Below are 19,715 nucleotides of genomic sequence, written 5' to 3'. Positions count from 1 at the left end.
CATTAAAACGATTTTAACACAACTGTTTTTTGAAACTTTAATTAAAAAAAACACCTTTCATGACATCATGAAAGGTGTTTTTAATTTTTAATAAAGAGTATATTATTAGTTTATGCGTTCACCTGTAATTTCTCGTCCACCTTGCAATAGCGTCACACTTTCTATGTTTCCAGAATTACCTTTATTAAAAGTTAGCTGTGCGGTAACTACTTTTAAATAAAATACGTTTTCAGATTTAGGAAACACATCAAACACGGGTTGTCCTGTTGCTTGAGTTTTAAGTTGACTGCCTTCTCGAGTAACAGCAAGAATAAACCCAGGCATAAGTTGATAATTACCAATGTAGGTTTCTAAAATAGCTTCTGGCACTTCAACATCTTTTAACAAATCGCTTACATCTTCTCCTAATTTTTTTAAAAAATCTATGCCGTTTTGATTGGCTGGATTTAACGCTACCGATTTTTTATAATTTGTAATAGCTAAGTCTTTTTTACCGGAAGTCATTAAAGCTTCAGCATAGCTATCATAAGCATTCGACGATTTTGGAAATTCATTAACAATTAACTCAAATACTTTAACCGAGGCTTCTATATTGTTAGACCCCATCAGTTGGTATCCCATAGCATTTAAGTCACTTTCTTCTAAATTATAAAGTTCAGAGTCTTTAATTTTATTGTAATGAGTAATTCCGGCATCGATACCTTCTGCTTCTATAACGGTTAGCATAGCGTCTGCTACCGATTTTTTAGGCATGCTATACGTTTTGTTATTTATAATACCCAAAATAGCATTTGTTATGTTACTAAGTGGAGCGCCTCCTGTATTATTTAAAAGAACTATTAATGATTTATCTGAAGGTGTTCTAAGTATATTAGTATTAAATCCGTTAATTCCTCCTCCATGCTGAATGGCATAAATACTATCTGTAGAAGTACCAATTTTACTATAACCAACGCCCCAACCGTAAGCGTAATGACTGTTGCTCCAAGCTGAAATTTGAGGTTTAAAATAGAGTTCCATATATTTTTTGGATAGCAGTTTATTTGTGTAAAGCGCTTGATCCCATAAATATAAATCTTCAGCTGTTGAATACATCGAACCTGCCGCATAAGGAATAGACATATCTAAATACTTCGAGTTTTTATAACTACCTGCATTTTTCTCGTAACCTGTTGCTCTATTTTTTAAAATATCGCTGTGGTTATCAAAACCTGTAGCATGCATATCTAATGGTTTAAAAATATTTCCGCTTAATAAAACCTCATAGCTTTTACCTGTTAATTTTTCAGCAATAACACCCAATAAAAAATATCCAGAATTACTATAACTGAAACGTTCTCCCGGTTTAAAGTCTAAATTTTTATCTTGGAATTTTTCAATAAACGCTTCTGGAGTGTATGGGTTTCGACTTTCATCTTCCATAAACCCTGGAAAAGAGGTGTAATTTGGAATGCCCGACGTATGCGTTAATAAATGATGTATCGTGATTATGTTTCCCGTTTCTTTTGGATAATCTGGAAGATAAGTGGTTATTGAGGCTTGTAAATCTAGCTTTCCATCTTGAGCCAATTGTAAAATAAGCATTGCTGTAAACTGCTTAGTTATGGAACCTAGACGGTGTTTTGTATTGGGTGCATTTGGCATATCCCATTCCATATTTGCCATTCCGTAACCCTTTTTAAAAATAACCTCTCCTTTATTTGCTACTAAAACAGAACCATTAAACTTACCGTACTCGACATATTTACTTATAAGTTGGTCTATTTTATCTGCCTTGGTTTGTGCAAACGTAACATGACAAACTAACAATACCGCTAATGCCAGGAAAACCTTTTTTAGGCTTAAAAATTTTGATTGTGATTTCATAAGATGTTTTTTGATTGATTGATTGATTGATTGATTGAACTTATTATGATTATTAATGTATGACGATTAATAACACCTATAAGTTACAGTAAATTTCAAAATAAACTCTTTAAATTAAAAAATGATTGAAGTTTACAAATACAAAAACTATATAATCGCTTTGATAAGCCAAGTTAAATTAGTGGCTATTTTGTGTTAGCGAAAAGCATAAGCAGAACTTAATAAAAACAATAAACATAGCTTTATAAACCACAGTTGCAAACTATGCGCAAGGGATAGTAGTGAAAAGCCCACAGTAGTAACAATGGTAATTGTTGCTACGCGGACTTGTAGCGGATAGCCCGACCCTTTTCGGGTTGCGCCAAAATTAAAAAGAAGCATACTATTCGACCTACTACTAATTATAACCGTTTTGTTTTCATTTGTTTATCGTAACTTGCGATCCGAAAAATTAAATTGCAGTATGTTTACTCCTCGAAACAAAAAAGCGAGAATTCTCTTTTTTAAAACTTTTTCCTTTTTATTAATATTCATTCTAACAGGTTGCTATTCCTATAAATGGGCCAACTATAATGGCACACTTTTAAGCGAGGCTCCAAATGCAATAAAAACTTATTTTGATGCTTCTCCAAACGGTATTATGACTATAAATGCCATTAGCCCAAGTGAGGATTATGCTTTTGATGCTTGGGAAAAAGATCGTGTTTATGCAAAAGATAGTTTGGCTATGCATTTTAATACTGTAGAGCTAAAATTACATAACACCATGCCGGAAGGTACTGTTATTGTTGACTTTACTTTTATGGATGGTAAAGGAAATAAAGTAATTGTTTCTGATTTTGATTTACTTAGAATTGTTCCTAAATTTAATTCTAACGGCCAACATTTGTATCCTGAATTACTTTTAGAGGAGTTTAATAGATACGGGGTTAGCTTAAGAAAAGAGTTTAATGAATTTAGTATTATTACTCCAGAAACAACTTCAATAGAAGATAAAAATGCACTAAATAGAGTGTACAGAACAGGTATTACAAATGGTTGCCTTTCTGGAGGTAAATGGGAATTTAACTTGAATACGGAGGATTTTTCAGATTTCGATAGTCGCCTTCATAATAACATCAATTTTAACCAATCGAAAATTTTAGCGCACTCTTGGTTTTTACTCGATAAGTCTTTTTACAAACATTTAATCGCCCTTAAAAACCCTAACATTGATTTAAAAGATGTTGATTTAACGGGTTTTAATTATGATACACTATCTGAACAATCGCAAAATATTGTTATTGATTTTGATGCTTTAAGAAATCCGATAAAAAAAGTATGGAAAACAGAAATGCTCGAGATAGGCTATAAGTCTGAAAGACCAATTGAACTATTGGATATGGAAGAACATTATAAAATTGAATACGGCTTATTCCTTAATAATAACTTAGCGAGTATTTCTAAGGAAACGTATAAAAGTATTTTAGATCCGGAAAAGCAACCTATAAAATTAGCCCAATTTAGAGATGAAGGTTTCTACTCTAATAAAACGCCGTTAACCTTTGATATGAATTGGTTAAAACACCTAGACAACATATCTATAAGTGCTATTGATATAAAGGATACCGAATGCTTAAGTGAGATACAAATTACAGGAAAATGGGCTCCATTTACGCTTACCATAACAAATGTAGATTTAGCAATGATACAGGAACAAAAACTTTATGGCCTTCATTATGGATTTAATGTTTATCCAAAAGGTCGCCGCTATAACCCTGCGCAACCTACAATAAATTTTGATAGTGATTTAATGCCAAAGGCTTATGAGCAGTCTTTACTTTTAACGGATAAGCATACCGGTAAATGGGTTGATAATTTTAAAAAAGGACTGAGTAAAGTGTACCTAACCTACCCTACTTTAGAAAAAGATGTGCTCGATATTTATTTAATATCCTACGAGCGTATTCTGCCTTTATGGATGGGTCGCGTAAAATTACCTAAAGAATTAAGAGAAAAAGTACGTATTAGAAACCAACTTTACAATTACTAATAGTATACACCTAGTCCAAATTTTACTATAATGAAAAAATATATTTACACGCTTACTCTTATTTTTTGTTTCTTACTTTCATCTACATATGCACAAAGCTCTTTAAAACGCTCTAAGCAAGACCACCGATTTCATTATTTACAAGCTAATATCCATTTTGGATATTTGGATGGAGATACTTCAAATTTTGACTTATCAACGTCTGGACCAAAGAATAGATTGGTTTATCAATATTTTACAAAAAACCAACGCTTACAACAAAAAGGCTATATAAGAAACGTGGCTTTAACGAGTTTTAAATCTCAAATATCTATAGATTTCTTAGGAAGTTTAAATGATAAAACCTCACTTAATTATCAATTAAAATTACAAAACGTAGGGTTATCCTTTGGAACAAAATGGGATAGAACAAGCTTTTTTGTAGGCTATTCTAATATAAAATTTGGACATAACCCCAAAATAGACCCCGTAACATCTTTTATAGCAAATAGCCTGAGTCTCGATTTAGGATTCACTCAAGATTTAGGAGTTACTTTTAAAACAGCAATTTCTGAAAAACTTGATTTTGAAGCTGGTTTTTATAGTGGAGGATTATTAAGAGATCCATTGGTTAGCTATGCACCAAACCTTACGGATGCTCAAAAAATAAATAGAAGTGCTGTAGAATTTATTAATCCAAATTTTAATGGCTCTTGGCTAGGTACTGCACGTATAGGCTCACCTTTATTTAAATCTTTTGAATATGGATTAATTGCCATGACCGGAAAAACTGGAGAAGGTATTAACGAACGTTACTTAACAAGAATTGGTGCAGACGTTGTGAAAAAATTAGGTGAAAAACTTAAGTTTGAATCACAACTTCATGGTGGACCAAATTTTTACCAAAACCGGGATAACAGTATAGATTTAGCACTACAAAACAATATAGAGCTTTATATTAAAGGTGTTTTTGTTATTAATACATCTAACGCTATATTATTAAACCTACCTAATAATAGTAGCGACAGAGAAACTAAAGGAAACCTTGTAAACAGTTTATCTTATGTAGTTTCTCCACATACTCGATTAAGGTTAAATCATTTTTACAATTATGGAAACCTGATTAACAAAAACTGGGGATTAACTTTTCAATTAGTAACTGGTATTGGAAAACGCTAAAATCTTGTAATAACAACTTTTAATACCACAACTAATTTGTGAGCTTTTTCACAATATCCCTAATCGGTAAAATAGCATTGGTATGCGATATACTTGGTCCCGCAACCCAAACCGTTTTATAAGTCGCTTTAGTTGCTGCTTTTTCGGTTGCTTTCATTCCGATAGAAAAACGAATCATTTTCACCCATTTTTTCAAGGTTTTACTTTTATTTAAAACAGATTCTATCCAAGTTGATTTTGTTCCAATTTTTTGAACATAAGGTGTGTTTATTACGGTACATGGTGTTCCAGAAATACGCTCTGTCATTACAATATCTTCCGCTCCATAATCTACACAGGCTTGTTTGTACTCTTCTGTTACACCTGCTTCTACTGAGGCTATAAATGGGCTTCCAACCGAAACTCCATCGGCACCATAACTTATCATTTTATCTATATCAGCTTTACAGCCTACACCGCCGGCAGATATTACCGGGATATTTAAATTGGATTTTAATTCTTTTATCAGTGCTTCGGGAGATAATTTACCTCTATGTCCGCCAGCTTCATTATTTACAGCTATAGCAGCATCTGCTTTTAAACCCTCTACTTTTTTAGCAAAATGTAAATCTGTTACATCACAAAATACTTTAATACCAGCTTTGTGAGCTTGGTTTATAGTTTCTTCTGGACTTCCTAAAGATGTTATTATAAAATCGCAACCTTCCTCGCAAAGTACGCGCAGTTGTTCTTTATACTTTATGTTCGATTTATTCACTATTAAATTAAAACCAAAAGATCCACCTTCTACTTTTGCTGCTTTTAATTCCTGAATGGCTGCTTTTAGCTCTTCTAGCGTTCGGTAATTTAGAGCAGGAATACATCCAGCAATACCACTTTTCATGGCTTCGATAACCATAGCGGTATTAGATACCAGAAACATTGGTGCCTGAATTATTGGGTGTTTTATATTAAGTAGTGTGGTGAGCTTAGTTTCCATTTGGCTGTATTGATTTATACAAATATAGTAAAATATTATGCACGCATAACATTTATTCTATTTCCTCAATTACCAACACCTAATCTATAAATCGATAATAAACCGTTTTTAAATAAGCTCCCTCTGGAAATCCTACAGGATGATCTGTATCATGCTGAGTTTTTAAAAGGATTTTATAATTACGTTTTATAGAGGCTACCACGTCACTATTAATATCATAAAATTCTTGAGCAAGAACACGAGAAGAACAAGACGCTAAAACAAGCATACCATTTTTGGCTGTAAGTTTTTCACCTAATTCCGCTAATTGCGCATATTTCTTTTTGGCTAGTTCTATTTCCGAAGCCTGTTTTGCAAAACTTGGCGGATCTATAACAACCACATCAAAAGTAACCTTATCTTTTATTAATTTTTTCAATTCTAAAAAAGCATCGCCAGCTATAGTGTGGTGTTTCCCTTTAAATTTGTTTAGCTTACCATTTTCGAGGGCTATTTCTAACGCTTGTTTACTTATGTCTAAACTAGTAACTTCTTTGGCGCCGTTAGAAAGTGCATGTACTGAAAACCCACCGGCATAAGAAAAAACATCTAGTACCGTTTTACCTCTACTCAACTCGCCTACTTGTTTTCTATTGGCACGATGGTCTAAGAAATAACCTGTTTTGTGTCCTTTAATAACGTTAGCAGAAAAGTTTACGTCGTGCTCAACAAACTTAACAACTTCATCTTTTAAAGTTCCAAAAACCACATCACCATTTTCTAGTTTATGTTTTTTAGAATTTTCTAAACTTCGACTTAGCCTAATAACAACTGTTTTACAATCTGAGATTTCTTGCAAATCCGGAATAATAGTTTCTATATAAGGTAACCAAATTTCAGAATATATTTTCACGACCAAAACAGATGCATAAACATCGGCAATTAAGCCAGGGAAACCATCATTTTCGCCAAACAACAAACGGTAACTGTTTGTATTTGTTTTTAATAACGATTGACGTTTACTAAAAGCTTTACTAATCTTATGCTTAAAAAAAGCGGCATTAATTTCTGCTTTTTCTGTACTACTGTGTAGCATTTTAATTCGAATTGGCGAATTAGCATCATACAAACCTAAACCCACAACTCGGTTTTTGTTTTTACCAAAAATAATAGCTAAATCTCCCGATTTCGCATTATCATTTACTTTGATAATATTATCTGAGAACACCCATGGATGCCCCTGAACCACAAACTGTTCGCCTTTAGCGTTTAGTTTCACGGCTAATCTTTTTGGATTATAATTAGATTTTATTTTTGAAGAAAATAGCATGCTTAAAATTTACTGTAAAAGTACTCGTTTTCTTTTGGATAAAAAGTAAAATATGCAAGTGAAAATAAAATACTTCTTATTAATTGAAAATAAAAAAAGCGCAACCAAATTAATGATCGCGCTTAAAATAAAAGTATTATAGTTCTATCTTGTTAGAATAATTTCTATTTTAATTTCTGTGATACCGCTTGCACTTGCATTTGGTATAGCTTCTAGGCTATCTGCTGTAAGAACTAGCTTATTTTCTGTTAACTCTGTAATTTGGTAAGCAACAGTTTCCGTACCATCTGTTAGCAATAATTGGTTACCATCTCTAGTCCAAGTACTATTATTTTCAAATGAAAGATCTTCAAAATTTTGTGTTTGACTCTGCCCTAGCGTAGTTGAAACTAATTCTAAACTATAATTACCTTCTCCAACAACGTTATTAGGCATTTCTGTAAAGGTCATGGTAAAATCGATATCATAACCTTGCGCTACATAAGTAGACTCTATAGATTCTCCTAAAACTTCTGTAATTATAGTTCCGTTGTAGCTAATGGCTTGGCCATTCCACGCTCCTGTTAATTCTGCAGAAGTAGACGCTGTATCATCATTTGAGCATGACAATAAAACCATTGTAAACGCAATAAATAAAACACTTAATTTTTTCATAGTCTGTTTTTGTATATTAAATAATTCGACAATATTAAGAAACAAAAAAAACGCAACCAAACTAATGGTTACGTTTTTAATTTTTACGAAATGTTTTATAAAAATTCTAAATAAATTCAGAATACAATATTCACTCATTTCGATTTAGCAAAATATAATTTCTGCTTATTTTACTTCTTCGAAATCTACATCTTCAACATCACTTCCTTCAGCTTGAGCGTCTGCTCCAGTATCTGGTCCTGGTTGTGCTCCACCTGCATCGGCTTGTGCTTTGTACATTTCTTCACTTGCTACTTTCCAAGCTTCGTTTATTTTATCTAAAGCTGGTGTAATAACAGCAACATCTTTAGTTTCGTAAGCTTTTTTCAATTCTTCTAAACCATCAACGATTGGTTGTTTTTTATCTTCCGATAATTTATCACCAAACTCTTCTAATTGTTTTTCTGTTTGAAAAATCATAGAATCAGCTTCGTTTAATTTCTGAGCATTTTCAGCTGCAGCTTTATCAGCTTCAGCATTTGCTTCAGCGTCAGCTTTCATCTTTTGGATTTCTTCTTCAGTTAAACCAGAAGATGCTTCAATACGAATATCTTGTGTTTTATTTGTTCCTTTATCCGTAGCCGATACTTTAATGATACCATTAGCATCGATATCGAAAGTAACCTCAATTTGCGGTGTACCACGACGTGCTGGTGGAATATCATCTAAGTGAAAACGTCCAATAGTATTATTATCGGCAGCCATAGCTCTTTCACCTTGTAATACATGTATCTCTACAGATGGCTGGTTATCTGCCGCTGTTGAAAATACTTGCGATTTTTTAGTTGGTATTGTAGTATTTGCTTCAATTAATTTAGTAAATACATTACCCATAGTTTCAATACCTAAAGATAAAGGTGTTACATCTAAAAGTAATACATCTTTAACATCTCCAGATAATACACCACCTTGGATACCAGCTCCTAAAGAAACAACTTCATCAGGGTTTACACCTTTACTTGGTGCTTTTCCGAAGAATTTCTCAACTGCTGCTTGTACTGCAGGAATACGTGTAGAACCACCTACTAAAATAACCTCGTCAATATCAGATTTAGATAAACCTGCTGCTTTTAAAGCTGTTTGACATGGCTCAATAGTACGTTTTACTAAGTCGTCAATTAATTGCTCAAATTTAGAACGTGTTAACGTACGTACCAAGTGTTTTGGTCCACTCGCTGTAGCTGTAATATAAGGTAAGTTAACTTCTGTTTGTGCAGAAGATGATAACTCAATCTTAGCTTTTTCAGCAGCTTCTTTTAAACGTTGTAAAGACATTGGATCTTTTCTTAAATCCATGTTTTCTTCAGCCTGAAATTCATCTGCTAACCAACCAATGATTTTCTCATCAACATCATCACCACCTAAGTGCGTATCACCATCTGTAGAAAGTACTTCAAATACACCATCACCTAATTCAAGGATAGATACATCATGCGTTCCTCCACCAAAATCAAATACTACTATTTTTTGGTCAGTTCCTTTTTTGTCCATACCGTAAGCTAAAGCAGCTGCGGTTGGTTCGTTAATAATACGTCTAACTTTTAAACCAGCGATTTCACCAGCTTCTTTAGTTGCTTGACGTTGACTATCGTTAAAGTAAGCAGGTACAGTAATTACCGCTTCAGTAACATCAGTTCCTAAATAATCTTCTGCCGTTTTCTTCATTTTTTGAAGAATCATAGCCGATAATTCTTGTGGTGTATATAAACGACCATCAATATCAACTCTAGGCGTATCGTTATCTCCTTTTACTACTTTGTAAGGAACACGTTCCGCTTCGTTTTTAGACTCAGAATATTTGTTACCCATAAAACGTTTAATAGAATAAACCGTTTTTGTTGGGTTAGTTACAGCCTGACGTTTTGCAGGATCACCAACTTTAATTTCACCGCCTTCTACAAAAGCGATTACCGATGGCGTTGTTCTTTTTCCTTCTGCATTAGGAATAACTACTGGCTCGTTACCTTCCATCACAGAAACGCAAGAGTTGGTTGTTCCTAAATCGATTCCAATAATTTTACTCATAATATATTTTTTTATTGTGTTGAAAATTCATTTTTAATTTCGAGTTGTATAAGTCAATCATTATGCCAACCAAAAATAACTGACACAGTGTCATATTTTTAATTTTCAGGTGCCGTATCACTTTACAGACCTAGTTATATGCAGCAAAACGCCGGTCACCTGTCATTCACCTACTGTCAATTTAAATATTTGGGCGCATCCCAAAAGGATCGGGCTCTCACTACTCGCTCCTCCTTAGGTCGGGAGCTCAAACAAACCGTTCCACCCCTTGCGCATATATCTGCCAACTTTAGTAAGCCAATCCAATAAATTTCAATTTGCAATGGTTTTACATTTTGTTTATAAAAAATTGACACATTATTTAAACCTTCTCTTAAAACATTATATATATTTGTCTCCAAATACAACGTTTTCGTAACTATGGAATGTATCTCTGTTTTCGACATGCTAAAAATAGGCATTGGCCCATCAAGTTCTCATACCTTAGGGCCTTGGCGTGCCGCCGAGCGCTGGATTAGCGAATTAAAAGCGAACAGCACTTTTAGTAAGGTTGAAACTATTCAGGTCGATCTATATGGATCATTATCCCTAACTGGAAAAGGCCATGCTACAGACTATGCTGTAATGCTTGGTTTAACCGGTGCCGATCCAGAAACATTGCCTATAGAAACTATAGAAACCACTATTGCAGATATAAAAGCAACTCAAAAAATACATTTTAACAACGAGAAAATATTAGATTTTACACCAGAAACAAATATTGTTTTCAATAAAAAGTTTTTACCATTTCATTCCAATGGCATCACATTTAGTGCTATAATAAATAGCAAAAAAGCGAAATCGACCTTCTACTCTATTGGTGGCGGATTTGTTGTAAAAGAAGAACGTAAAAATGCTAAAAAGAATTTTGAAATAAAATGTTCTTTTCCCTATCCTATTGATAAAGGAACAGAATTATTAAAATTCTGCAAAGATTTAAATAAACCCATTTCTGAAGTTGTTTTAGAAAACGAAAAATCTATTCGTACAGAAGAAGAAATAGATTATGAGTTAAAACGCATTTGGGATACCATGCTAGAATGTATGTATACCGGCTGCCATACCGAAGGGCATTTGCCTGGAGGTTTAAACGTGCGCCGTAGAGCATTTGATATGCATAAACGCTTACAAGGATCATCTCCATACTCAAATCCTGTAGAATGGATTTACTCCATTAGAAATACCGAAGTTAAATTTAGACAAATATTAAAATGGGTAAGCTGTTTTGCATTAGCTGTAAACGAAGTTAATGCGGCATTAGGTCGTGTAGTTACAGCTCCTACAAATGGTAGTGCTGGTGTAATTCCGTCTGTATTAATGTATTATTTAGTAATAGAAAATCACGATGGTAACTTTGAGGATATTAAAAAATTCTTATTAGTTGCTGGAGAAATTGGCAGTATCTTTAAAAAAGGAGCCACAATATCGGCTGCCATGGGCGGTTGTCAGGCTGAAATTGGAGTATCATCTGCAATGGCTGCTGGAGCATTAACAGAATTACTTGGTGGCTCACCAGAACAAGTTTTAGTAGCTGCCGAAATTGCTATGGAACATCATTTAGGTTTAACCTGCGATCCTATTGGAGGTTTGGTACAAATACCCTGTATAGAACGTAATGCCATGGGAGCCATAAAAGCTATAAATGCTGCAGAACTAGCTCTAGATACAGACCCTAACAACGTAAAGGTACCTTTAGACAAGGTGGTTAACACCATGTGGGAAACTGCAAAAGACATGAACTCTAAATATAAAGAAACTAGTGAAGGTGGCTTAGCAGTTGGAGTTAATATGTCTGATTGTTAATCACTTTTTAATTACTTCTTTTTCTTCTAAAAGACATCTTTTTAATTTCACTTAAGTTTTAATCAAAAAAAGGTCTCTTCCCAAATTAATGAGAAGAGACCAGTAGAAAGTGGTTCGTAATACAAAATAGTAACCAACCAAATTTTAACCCTAACTTAAAGTTAATCTTGCACTCTTACTTGACTTTCCACTATATCTTTAATAGGAATTACAATTTTTCCTGTTGTTGTTTTTAATGTTACCGATATACCATCAATAGACTCTATTTCTCCTTTTATATCGTTGAACTCAATAATTTGTCCAACTTCGTATATTTTTCTTGTGTAGAACGTTCTAAACAAATCGCCTACTACTTTTTGCGCTCCTAATCCAACAGCCAAAGCAAATGCTAATAAAAAGGCTGCCAAAATCATGGTAATGTTACTTGTAATTATTTCAGTATCTACACCAGCTTGGTTTAAAGCTGTAATAGAAATAAATATAAGCAGTAACATAAATATTGACTGACTTATCATTTTACCGCCAGACAATTCCATAGACTCAAAGAACGATTGCAAAGATTTTTTAACAAAATTCGCAAACAATAAACCAATAACAAATATGGCTAGAGCCGTAATTAATCTTGGTAAATAACCAATAACACTTTTAATACCATCAGAGATCATTGTTAAATTCAATAGATCTGTAACAATCATTATTAAAATAATGTAAAGCATCCATTTAACAAATTTCGCTACAATATCAATAACATTAAATTGTATCTTCTTATCACCAAATAAGTCAATTTCATTTAATTTATCATCCAGCTTATCAGCCTTCACAAATTTTAATGACTTCCTTATAATATTAACTACTAGTTTAATAATTAATATTCCAATGATTATACCAATTATCGCTCCTGCGATAGTAGGTAATACACTTACTATACTTTCCCAAATTGTACTTAATGATGCTTTTAAGCTGTCGACAAGGTTCATTTTATTTAGAGTATTTTGGTTACTTATTTTCTACTTCTCATGGTAAGCTCTATCACGCTGGATAAATTGTACGAAAACAATTCGGCTATTTCCATTATTAACTTGGCCATGGCAATATCGCTCATAACCTTAGCCTTCAGTTCTTGTGGAACTTCCTTTAATGGCTTATTTATGTCTAAAAACGGGTTTTCCATTATCCAAGGTTATTATTATAAACGGTCACTAATTTATCCTTAGCTCGTTTAATTCGCATTTTTACTGCACTTTCTCCTATTCCAAGAACATCTTCAATTTCTTTTATAGTTAAGGAGTCTTGATATTTTAAAAGCAAAATCATTTTTTCCTCCGGAGAAATCAACTCTAATGCTATTTTTAATTTATCAACTTTCATACTTAGAAAGCTACTATCATCTTCCTCTTCTTCATAGAGGCTTTCTACATTTTCTGCATCAGCATAATCTACTGATTGTTTTTCTATTTTTTTTGCTGTATTACGGGTTACATAATTTACACAATGATTATAAGTGAAGGCATATAACCAAGTTGAAAATTTAGAATTTCCTTTAAAACTTGCTAATTTAACAAATAACTTTAAAAATACATCTTGTGTTAAATCTTTTGCTTCATCTTCATCTTTAGCAAACCCCATACACTTGTTATATACTAAGGTGGCATACCTATCGTATAGAACTTCAAAAAGCAGCGTATCGTTGCTTTGAACGATGCCTTTGATCAAATCCTCGTCGGATTTTTTATTAATTTTTGGTAGGGTTTTCAAATTTAGCTTACGCTAGTTTAATGGTTACAATTGTTAAGACACTCATACATTTAAAAGGTCACAATCTTTTTCATATTTCTTTTTAAAAACACGAAACAAGACTGTAATCACCTAAAATGAAGACGATTATAGTTTAAAATAAAAATAAATGTTTTTTGGAATTCATCTTTGAAGGAATAAGCTCTAACTGTTTAATGTAAATTTAACACAATTTTAAGAAAATAACACTTTCTATTTCTTCTTTTTTATAAGAAATAAAAAAAAAGGCTGCTAATCGAAATTAGACAGCCTTCAAAATGTTAGCAATAATTCAATATTAAATTAAATACTGAAATTTATATATGTAATGCTCTATCTTCAGTTGCAGCTAAGGCTGCTTCTTTGATAGCTTCTGTAAATGTTGGGTGCGCGTGAGACATGCGAGATACATCTTCCGCGGAAGCGCGATACTCCATAGCAACAACAGCTTCAGCAATCATATCGGCAGCACGAGCGCCAACCATATGCACTCCTAAAATTTCATCTGTAGTTTTATCGGCTAAAACTTTTACAAAACCATCTAGATCCATACTCGCTCTACTTCTACCTAAAGCACGCATTGGAAATTGACCTGTTTTATATGCCACGCCAGCTTCTTTTAATTGCTCTTCTGTTTTACCAACAGTAGCAACCTCTGGCCATGTGTAAACAACACCTGGAATTAAGTTATAATCTATATGTGGTTTTTGCCCTGCAATAGTTTCTGCTACAAAAACACCTTCTTCTTCAGCTTTGTGAGCTAACATCGCACCTTTAATAACATCTCCAATAGCATAAATATTAGATGCACTAGTTTGTAAATGCTCATTTACATCTACTAAACCACGATCTGTTAATTTTACACCAGCAGCTTCGGCATTTAAACCATCTGTATAAGCATGACGTCCAACAGATACTAAACAATAATCACCTCTAAACTCTACTTCTTCTCCTTTTTTATTATCTGCTTTAACGATAACTTCATCGCCAACACGTTCCACAGATTTTACTTTGTGAGATGCGTTAATTTTGAATTTTTGTTTCTTTAAAACTTTATTTAATTCTTTAGATAAACCAGCATCCATTGTCGGAATAATACGGTCCATATATTCTACCACAGTTACTTCTGCACCAAGACGTTTGTAAACTTGTCCTAATTCTAAACCAATAACTCCTCCACCAATAACGATTAGGTGTTTCGGAATTTCTTTTAATTTTAAAGCTTCTGTAGATGTAATTACACGTTCTTTATCTAAAGTGATAAATGGTAATGTAGATGGTTTACTTCCGGTAGCAATAATGGTATTTTTTGCTTCAATCTCGATAGTTTCTTCACCAGCAATTGTGATATGCGTAGCATCTTTAAAACTTCCTAAACCTTGATAAACATCAATGTTATTCTTCTTCATTAAAAAATCAATTCCGCCTGTTGTTTGATCTACAACAGCTTGTTTGCGGCTTATCATTTTTTCTAAATTCACTTTAATTTCACCAGGAATTTCAATACCGTGCTCTTCAAAATGTTTTACAGCATCATCATAATGGTGCGAAGAATCTAAAAGCGCCTTACTCGGGATACAACCTACATTTAAACATGTACCTCCAAGGGTACTATATTTTTCAATAATTGCAGTTTTCATTCCTAATTGTGCACAGCGAATTGCTGCTACATAGCCTCCTGGACCTGAGCCAATAACGGCTACATCGTATGAATTCATAATATCTTTTTGAAATTTATCATTGTAATTTGAAAATCAAAAATACGAATGTTTTATGGGAAGTCAATAAAAAAAATAACATATCAAATAGAATTATAATTCTTCTATTTCTTTAGCCTAATTATTTAAAATTCACTTATAAAAAGGGCTAAATGCTATATTATTCACAGAATTGGTTAACCAATTTAGAAATATCTCTCTAAACCTCAATAATTGTTTCTTTTGCTTTGTAGACATAAGTGTAAAGCCACATAAGCGTGAATGTTGGTATAACATCTAGACCTGGCGCTGCTTCTTCTAAGAAAGAAATAACGGCTGCAATTTTACCTGGTTTACCTTTGTAAAGCTTCGTCATTAACCAAGCTGAAACAGGAGCCCATACCACATCGGTAAATTCTCCAAAACCTGGGATTACGAAAGAGACATAGCCTAAGGCATCAAAGGCAATACTAATTGCTAATTTTTTGTATTTGTTCATGTAATAGTAATTTATACTTTTGGATAAACAAGAAACATACCAAAATTATTTTTTGCCTACTTCCCTATTAATTTTAAGAATTCGTTTCTAGTTTCAATTTTCTCAAATTGACCTCTAAATCCAGATGTTGTAGTTATAGAGTTTTGTTTTTGCACACCACGCATCATCATACACATATGCGACGCTTCTATTACTACAGCTACACCTTGAGGCTTTAAAGTATCGTTTATACAGTCTAAAATTTGTTCTGTTAAACGCTCTTGCACTTGTAATCGTCTGGCAAAAACATCTACAATTCTCGGTAATTTACTTAAGCCAACAATGTGTCCGTTTGGAATATAAGCAATATGTGCTTTTCCAAAAAAAGGTAAAATATGATGCTCGCAAAGTGAATACAACTCGATATCTTTTACAATAACCATTTCATTATAAGACTCCTTAAACATAGCGCCTTTTAATATTTCTACAGGATCTTGATCGTAACCTTGTGTTAAAAACTGCATAGCTTTTGCTGCCCGTTCTGGAGTTTTTACTAAGCCTTCCCGCTCGGTATCTTCACCTAAATCTTCAATGATGTTTCGATATCTATTTTTAACATCATCGGTAACCTGCATGTTGTATTCTTCTAGCTTTCTGTAAGGCATCTTGTACTATAATTTAATTTCGAAAATAAATATAAGTCTAAAAATGGACTATACAATAAAATTGATTCAAAATTGTACGGTATAACTTAAAGTAGTAATTTCACGCCTATATTTTATTGAGATGATTAAAGCAAAAAACATTCAGAAATTCTACGACGATTTACAAGTTTTAAAAGGCGTTGACATACATATTAAACCTAGCGAAGTAGTATCTATTGTAGGAGCTTCGGGTGCGGGTAAAACAACTCTTTTACAAATTTTAGGAACCTTAGATAAGGCATCACCTGTTGCCGATTTTGAATTAATTATAAACAACATCAATATTGGCGAACTTAATGATAAGGCTTTAGCTAAATTTAGAAACGAGCATATTGGCTTTATTTTTCAGTTTCATCAATTACTACCTGAATTTACAGCCATAGAAAACGTTTGTTTACCTGCTTTTATTAAAGGAACTAATAAAAAAGATGCCGAAAAACGCGCTAAGGAGTTGTTAGATTTCCTTGGCTTATCATATCGTTATAACCACAAGCCAAATGAATTATCTGGAGGGGAACAACAACGTGTTGCTGTCGCAAGAGCCCTTATTAATAGTCCTGCTTTAATTTTTGCAGATGAACCTTCGGGGAATTTAGATAGTGAATCTGCTGAGAATTTACATAGTTTATTCTTTAAATTACGAGATCAATTCGGGCAAACCTTCGTGATTGTAACGCATAATGAAGAGTTAGCTAATCTTGCCGATAGAAAATTAACAATGGTAGATGGTAATATTGTAAGTTAAGCTTTCTTTAAAAGTCCAACAAGACCTAAAACGGGGCCAATAGCAATAAACAAAAACAAATATTTTACAGCCATAACATCTATTAAACTGCTAGCCAATTGAATACTTACAATGGTTACAGCAAACCCAATAGAGTTAACAATAGTCAATGCCGTGCCTTTATGTTCTGCATTAACATTTTGCGCGACTAAGGTTGAAAATAATGGAGAGTCGGCCACGACAACCATACCCCAAAACACCAAAAATATTATAAAGCTAATTTCCGATTCTAAACTAAAAAATAACGGAGATACTAAACAGCAAATACCAGAAAGTGTTAATGCCATGGCTCCTATCTTTTTGATTCCAAACATTTGAGATAAATAGCCCGAAATTACACAAGCAATTCCTCCAGAAGCTATAATTATAAAACTTAGTAATGGAATGTTAAACGTTACGCTTCGATGATACTCCACATAAGCACTTAAAAGTACGGGAACAAAAGCCCAAAAGGTATACAGTTCCCACATGTGGCCAAAATATCCAAATGCCGCCTTTCTAAACTCGCGCACTTTAAACACGTTAAATAGCACCGAAACATCAAATTTAGCTGCCGATTTCCTATAAGGTCCATTTGGTACAAAAGCAAACATAACACCACCTCCTAGCACAGCCAAAGCAGTTGTTGTATAAATGATGTCTTGCCATAAAAAACCGCTTCCAAAGCCTTTTAAAACGTGAGGGAAAGCAGTTCCTAAAACTAAGGCGCCAACCAAAAAACCTAAAGATTTCCCGAGGCCTTTATTGTAATAATCGGCAGCAATTTTCATTCCTACGGGATAAATACCAGCTAGAAAAAAACCTGTAAAAAACCGAAGCATTACTAAACTCCAAAGATTATGATTTTCTAAAACAATTAAAACATTAAAAACAGCCGCCAGAACAGCACTTATAAAAAATACTTTTGAAGGTGCAAAGCGATCAGTAATGGTTAAAAGTGCAAATAAAAAGGTGCCGATAATAAAACCAAATTGCACAGCTGATGAAAGATGCCCTAAAGCCAAACTATTTAAATTAAAGTTAGTTACTAAATCTTCAATAACTCCATTTGTAGCAAACCACAATGAGGTGCAACAAAATTGAGAAAAAACAATAACTGGTAAAATATACTTGGCTGGCTTCATTAAAATAAATAAGAAAACGAATTTAGTTTTTAATTGGTTAGTAAGACGGATGAAAAGTCAACTTATTACAATATTTTTGCTAATTTTATAAAGCATATCCCTATTAACTTAAAATTAAATAGTAATTAGATAAAAATATGAACTTATCGAAATGGTATCAACTTATCAAGCCTAATTTCAGGTTCTATAAAGATGGTTTTTTTGAATTTCCTTATTTAGCAAACACACCCGAATTATTCATAGAGTCAACTATAAAAACACCGGGAAGTAAGCATGCTGCTGAAGAGCAGGTAGTTTACAGAAACAATCCATTTATTAATGGAGAAATGCATTATAGACAAATTGAAGAGGGTTTATGGCTCACTATCACTAATTTAAAGTTTAAGTATGATACCGTTATTAAATCTAATTACGCCAATGGAATTCCTAGCGATCACTATTCAATAACTTTTACTGTATTTGAAAGCGAGGTTAAACTTCAAAATGTATTTATAGACAAAGTCCCTTTTCAAAACAAATTCTGGAGTTTTAAAAAACCAGGAACCGATGTAGGTGCTTGTTTTTATAAAGGATCAAAATGCCAGTTTTACATCTATTACATAAGTCCTAGCTGGTTAGAAAAACACGTTCCACTAGACATATTGGACCGTAAAATTCCATTTAAAAAATTTTTAGATTCAAGCAAAGGGTTTATTTCTTATCAAGATATTGTCCCTAATGCCGAAGAATTGTCGCATGATATACTGCAAACCTTCAAAACATTTAATAATGATGCTTTTAACTCTACAATATTAAAAGCACAAACATTAAGTATAATAACTACATTTTTTAAAAATGTTTTTGCAGATACTAGAACTGATAATTACCAAGAAAAAAGCTCTGTAGATTACAAAGCTATCGCAAAGTGCGAATCGATGATTTCAACAAAATTATCCAAACCTTTTATAGGAATTGATGCACTTGCCAAAGCATTCAATATGTCTTCTTCTAAACTAAAAGCGGATTTCAAGTCGGTTTACGGAACATCAATACTTCAATATAATATTGATAAAAAAATGGAACTAGCTATGCAGCTCGTCCTTAATACAACTATGCAAATTAAGCATATAGCTAAGGAAGTGGGTTATGATAGTTCTAGTAAATTTAGCGCTACTTTCAAGAAAAAGCACGGAAAACTCCCTTCAGAATTGCGTTCAGTTAGTAAATTGGAATAAAAAATCATTTAATCTTAAAACTTCTCAAAGACTAACT

The 19,715-nt window shown here is 33.1% G+C and carries 16 protein-coding genes; 5 read left to right on the top strand and 11 right to left on the bottom strand.

Going from position 1 to position 19,715, the window contains the following annotated elements:
• Positions 1-105: 105 nt before the first annotated feature.
• Positions 106-1,866: a serine hydrolase gene (locus tag DFQ06_RS01380; RefSeq protein ID WP_133965606.1), complete on the bottom strand. Its 1,761-nt coding sequence runs from the start codon at positions 1,864-1,866 to the stop codon at positions 106-108.
• A gap of 463 nt (positions 1,867-2,329) precedes the next feature.
• Between DFQ06_RS01380 and DFQ06_RS01375 the strand changes: the two genes are divergently transcribed.
• Both DFQ06_RS01375 and DFQ06_RS01370 read left to right on the top strand, forming a co-directional pair.
• Positions 2,330-3,898: a hypothetical protein gene (locus DFQ06_RS01375; protein WP_133965604.1), complete on the top strand. Its 1,569-nt coding sequence runs from the start codon at positions 2,330-2,332 to the stop codon at positions 3,896-3,898.
• Between the two features lie 30 nt (positions 3,899-3,928).
• Positions 3,929-5,056 (top strand): hypothetical protein, encoded by a 1,128-nt coding sequence (locus tag DFQ06_RS01370; RefSeq protein WP_133965602.1) that lies wholly within the window; start codon positions 3,929-3,931, stop codon positions 5,054-5,056.
• Positions 5,057-5,087: 31 nt separating this feature from the next.
• Here DFQ06_RS01370 and DFQ06_RS01365 read toward each other — a convergent pair whose 3' ends face one another.
• From DFQ06_RS01365 to dnaK, 4 genes are all read right to left on the bottom strand, one after another.
• Positions 5,088-6,035, bottom strand: a complete 948-nt coding sequence (locus DFQ06_RS01365; protein ID WP_133965600.1) for an NAD(P)H-dependent flavin oxidoreductase — start codon at positions 6,033-6,035, stop codon at positions 5,088-5,090.
• Between the two features lie 79 nt (positions 6,036-6,114).
• Positions 6,115-7,344: a class I SAM-dependent rRNA methyltransferase gene (locus DFQ06_RS01360; protein ID WP_133965598.1), complete on the bottom strand. Its 1,230-nt coding sequence runs from the start codon at positions 7,342-7,344 to the stop codon at positions 6,115-6,117.
• 144 nt (positions 7,345-7,488) lie between these two features.
• Entirely contained in the window at positions 7,489-7,998 is a 510-nt protein-coding gene (locus DFQ06_RS01355; protein ID WP_159140049.1) for a lipocalin family protein, read from the bottom strand.
• A 165-nt stretch (positions 7,999-8,163) separates the two neighbouring features.
• Positions 8,164-10,062 carry a molecular chaperone DnaK gene (dnaK, locus tag DFQ06_RS01350; protein ID WP_133965594.1) on the bottom strand — a complete coding sequence of 633 codons (1,899 nt, stop codon included), beginning with the start codon at positions 10,060-10,062 and terminating at the stop codon, positions 8,164-8,166.
• Between the two features lie 420 nt (positions 10,063-10,482).
• Between dnaK and DFQ06_RS01345 the strand changes: the two genes are divergently transcribed.
• Positions 10,483-11,904 carry an L-serine ammonia-lyase gene (locus DFQ06_RS01345; protein WP_133965592.1) on the top strand — a complete coding sequence of 474 codons (1,422 nt, stop codon included), beginning with the start codon at positions 10,483-10,485 and terminating at the stop codon, positions 11,902-11,904.
• 161 nt (positions 11,905-12,065) lie between these two features.
• On the opposite strand, the gene DFQ06_RS01340 is transcribed toward DFQ06_RS01345, so the two are convergent.
• From DFQ06_RS01340 to folE, 5 genes are all read right to left on the bottom strand, one after another.
• Entirely contained in the window at positions 12,066-12,881 is an 816-nt protein-coding gene (locus tag DFQ06_RS01340) for a mechanosensitive ion channel family protein (RefSeq protein WP_074936365.1), read from the bottom strand.
• A gap of 193 nt (positions 12,882-13,074) precedes the next feature.
• Positions 13,075-13,659 carry an RNA polymerase sigma factor gene (locus DFQ06_RS01335; protein WP_042494722.1) on the bottom strand — a complete coding sequence of 195 codons (585 nt, stop codon included), beginning with the start codon at positions 13,657-13,659 and terminating at the stop codon, positions 13,075-13,077.
• Positions 13,660-13,994: 335 nt separating this feature from the next.
• Complete coding sequence (lpdA, locus tag DFQ06_RS01330; RefSeq protein WP_074936367.1) at positions 13,995-15,395, bottom strand: dihydrolipoyl dehydrogenase; 1,401 nt, start codon at positions 15,393-15,395, stop codon at positions 13,995-13,997.
• 199 nt (positions 15,396-15,594) lie between these two features.
• Positions 15,595-15,873, bottom strand: a complete 279-nt coding sequence (locus DFQ06_RS01325) for a hypothetical protein (protein ID WP_042494720.1) — start codon at positions 15,871-15,873, stop codon at positions 15,595-15,597.
• Positions 15,874-15,929: 56 nt separating this feature from the next.
• Entirely contained in the window at positions 15,930-16,517 is a 588-nt protein-coding gene (folE, locus tag DFQ06_RS01320) for a GTP cyclohydrolase I FolE (RefSeq protein ID WP_042494719.1), read from the bottom strand.
• 121 nt (positions 16,518-16,638) lie between these two features.
• Between folE and DFQ06_RS01315 the strand changes: the two genes are divergently transcribed.
• Positions 16,639-17,301, top strand: a complete 663-nt coding sequence (locus DFQ06_RS01315) for an ABC transporter ATP-binding protein (RefSeq protein ID WP_133965590.1) — start codon at positions 16,639-16,641, stop codon at positions 17,299-17,301.
• On the opposite strand, the gene DFQ06_RS01310 is transcribed toward DFQ06_RS01315, so the two are convergent.
• Positions 17,298-18,464 (bottom strand): MFS transporter, encoded by a 1,167-nt coding sequence (locus DFQ06_RS01310; RefSeq protein ID WP_133965588.1) that lies wholly within the window; start codon positions 18,462-18,464, stop codon positions 17,298-17,300. The genes DFQ06_RS01315 and DFQ06_RS01310 overlap by 4 nt on opposite strands.
• 137 nt (positions 18,465-18,601) lie before the next feature.
• Here DFQ06_RS01310 and DFQ06_RS19330 point away from each other — a divergent pair, with 137 nt between their 5' ends.
• The gene (locus DFQ06_RS19330) at positions 18,602-19,678 is read left to right on the top strand and encodes a helix-turn-helix transcriptional regulator (protein ID WP_042494717.1); all 1,077 of its coding nucleotides are present in this window, start codon (positions 18,602-18,604) and stop codon (positions 19,676-19,678) included.
• Positions 19,679-19,715: the final 37 nt, after the last annotated feature.

The sequence above is a fragment of the Algibacter lectus genome, from assembly GCF_004368925.1.
In the GTDB taxonomy this organism is placed as follows: domain Bacteria; phylum Bacteroidota; class Bacteroidia; order Flavobacteriales; family Flavobacteriaceae; genus Algibacter; species Algibacter lectus.
This window is presented reverse-complemented; position numbering and strand designations above follow the sequence as displayed.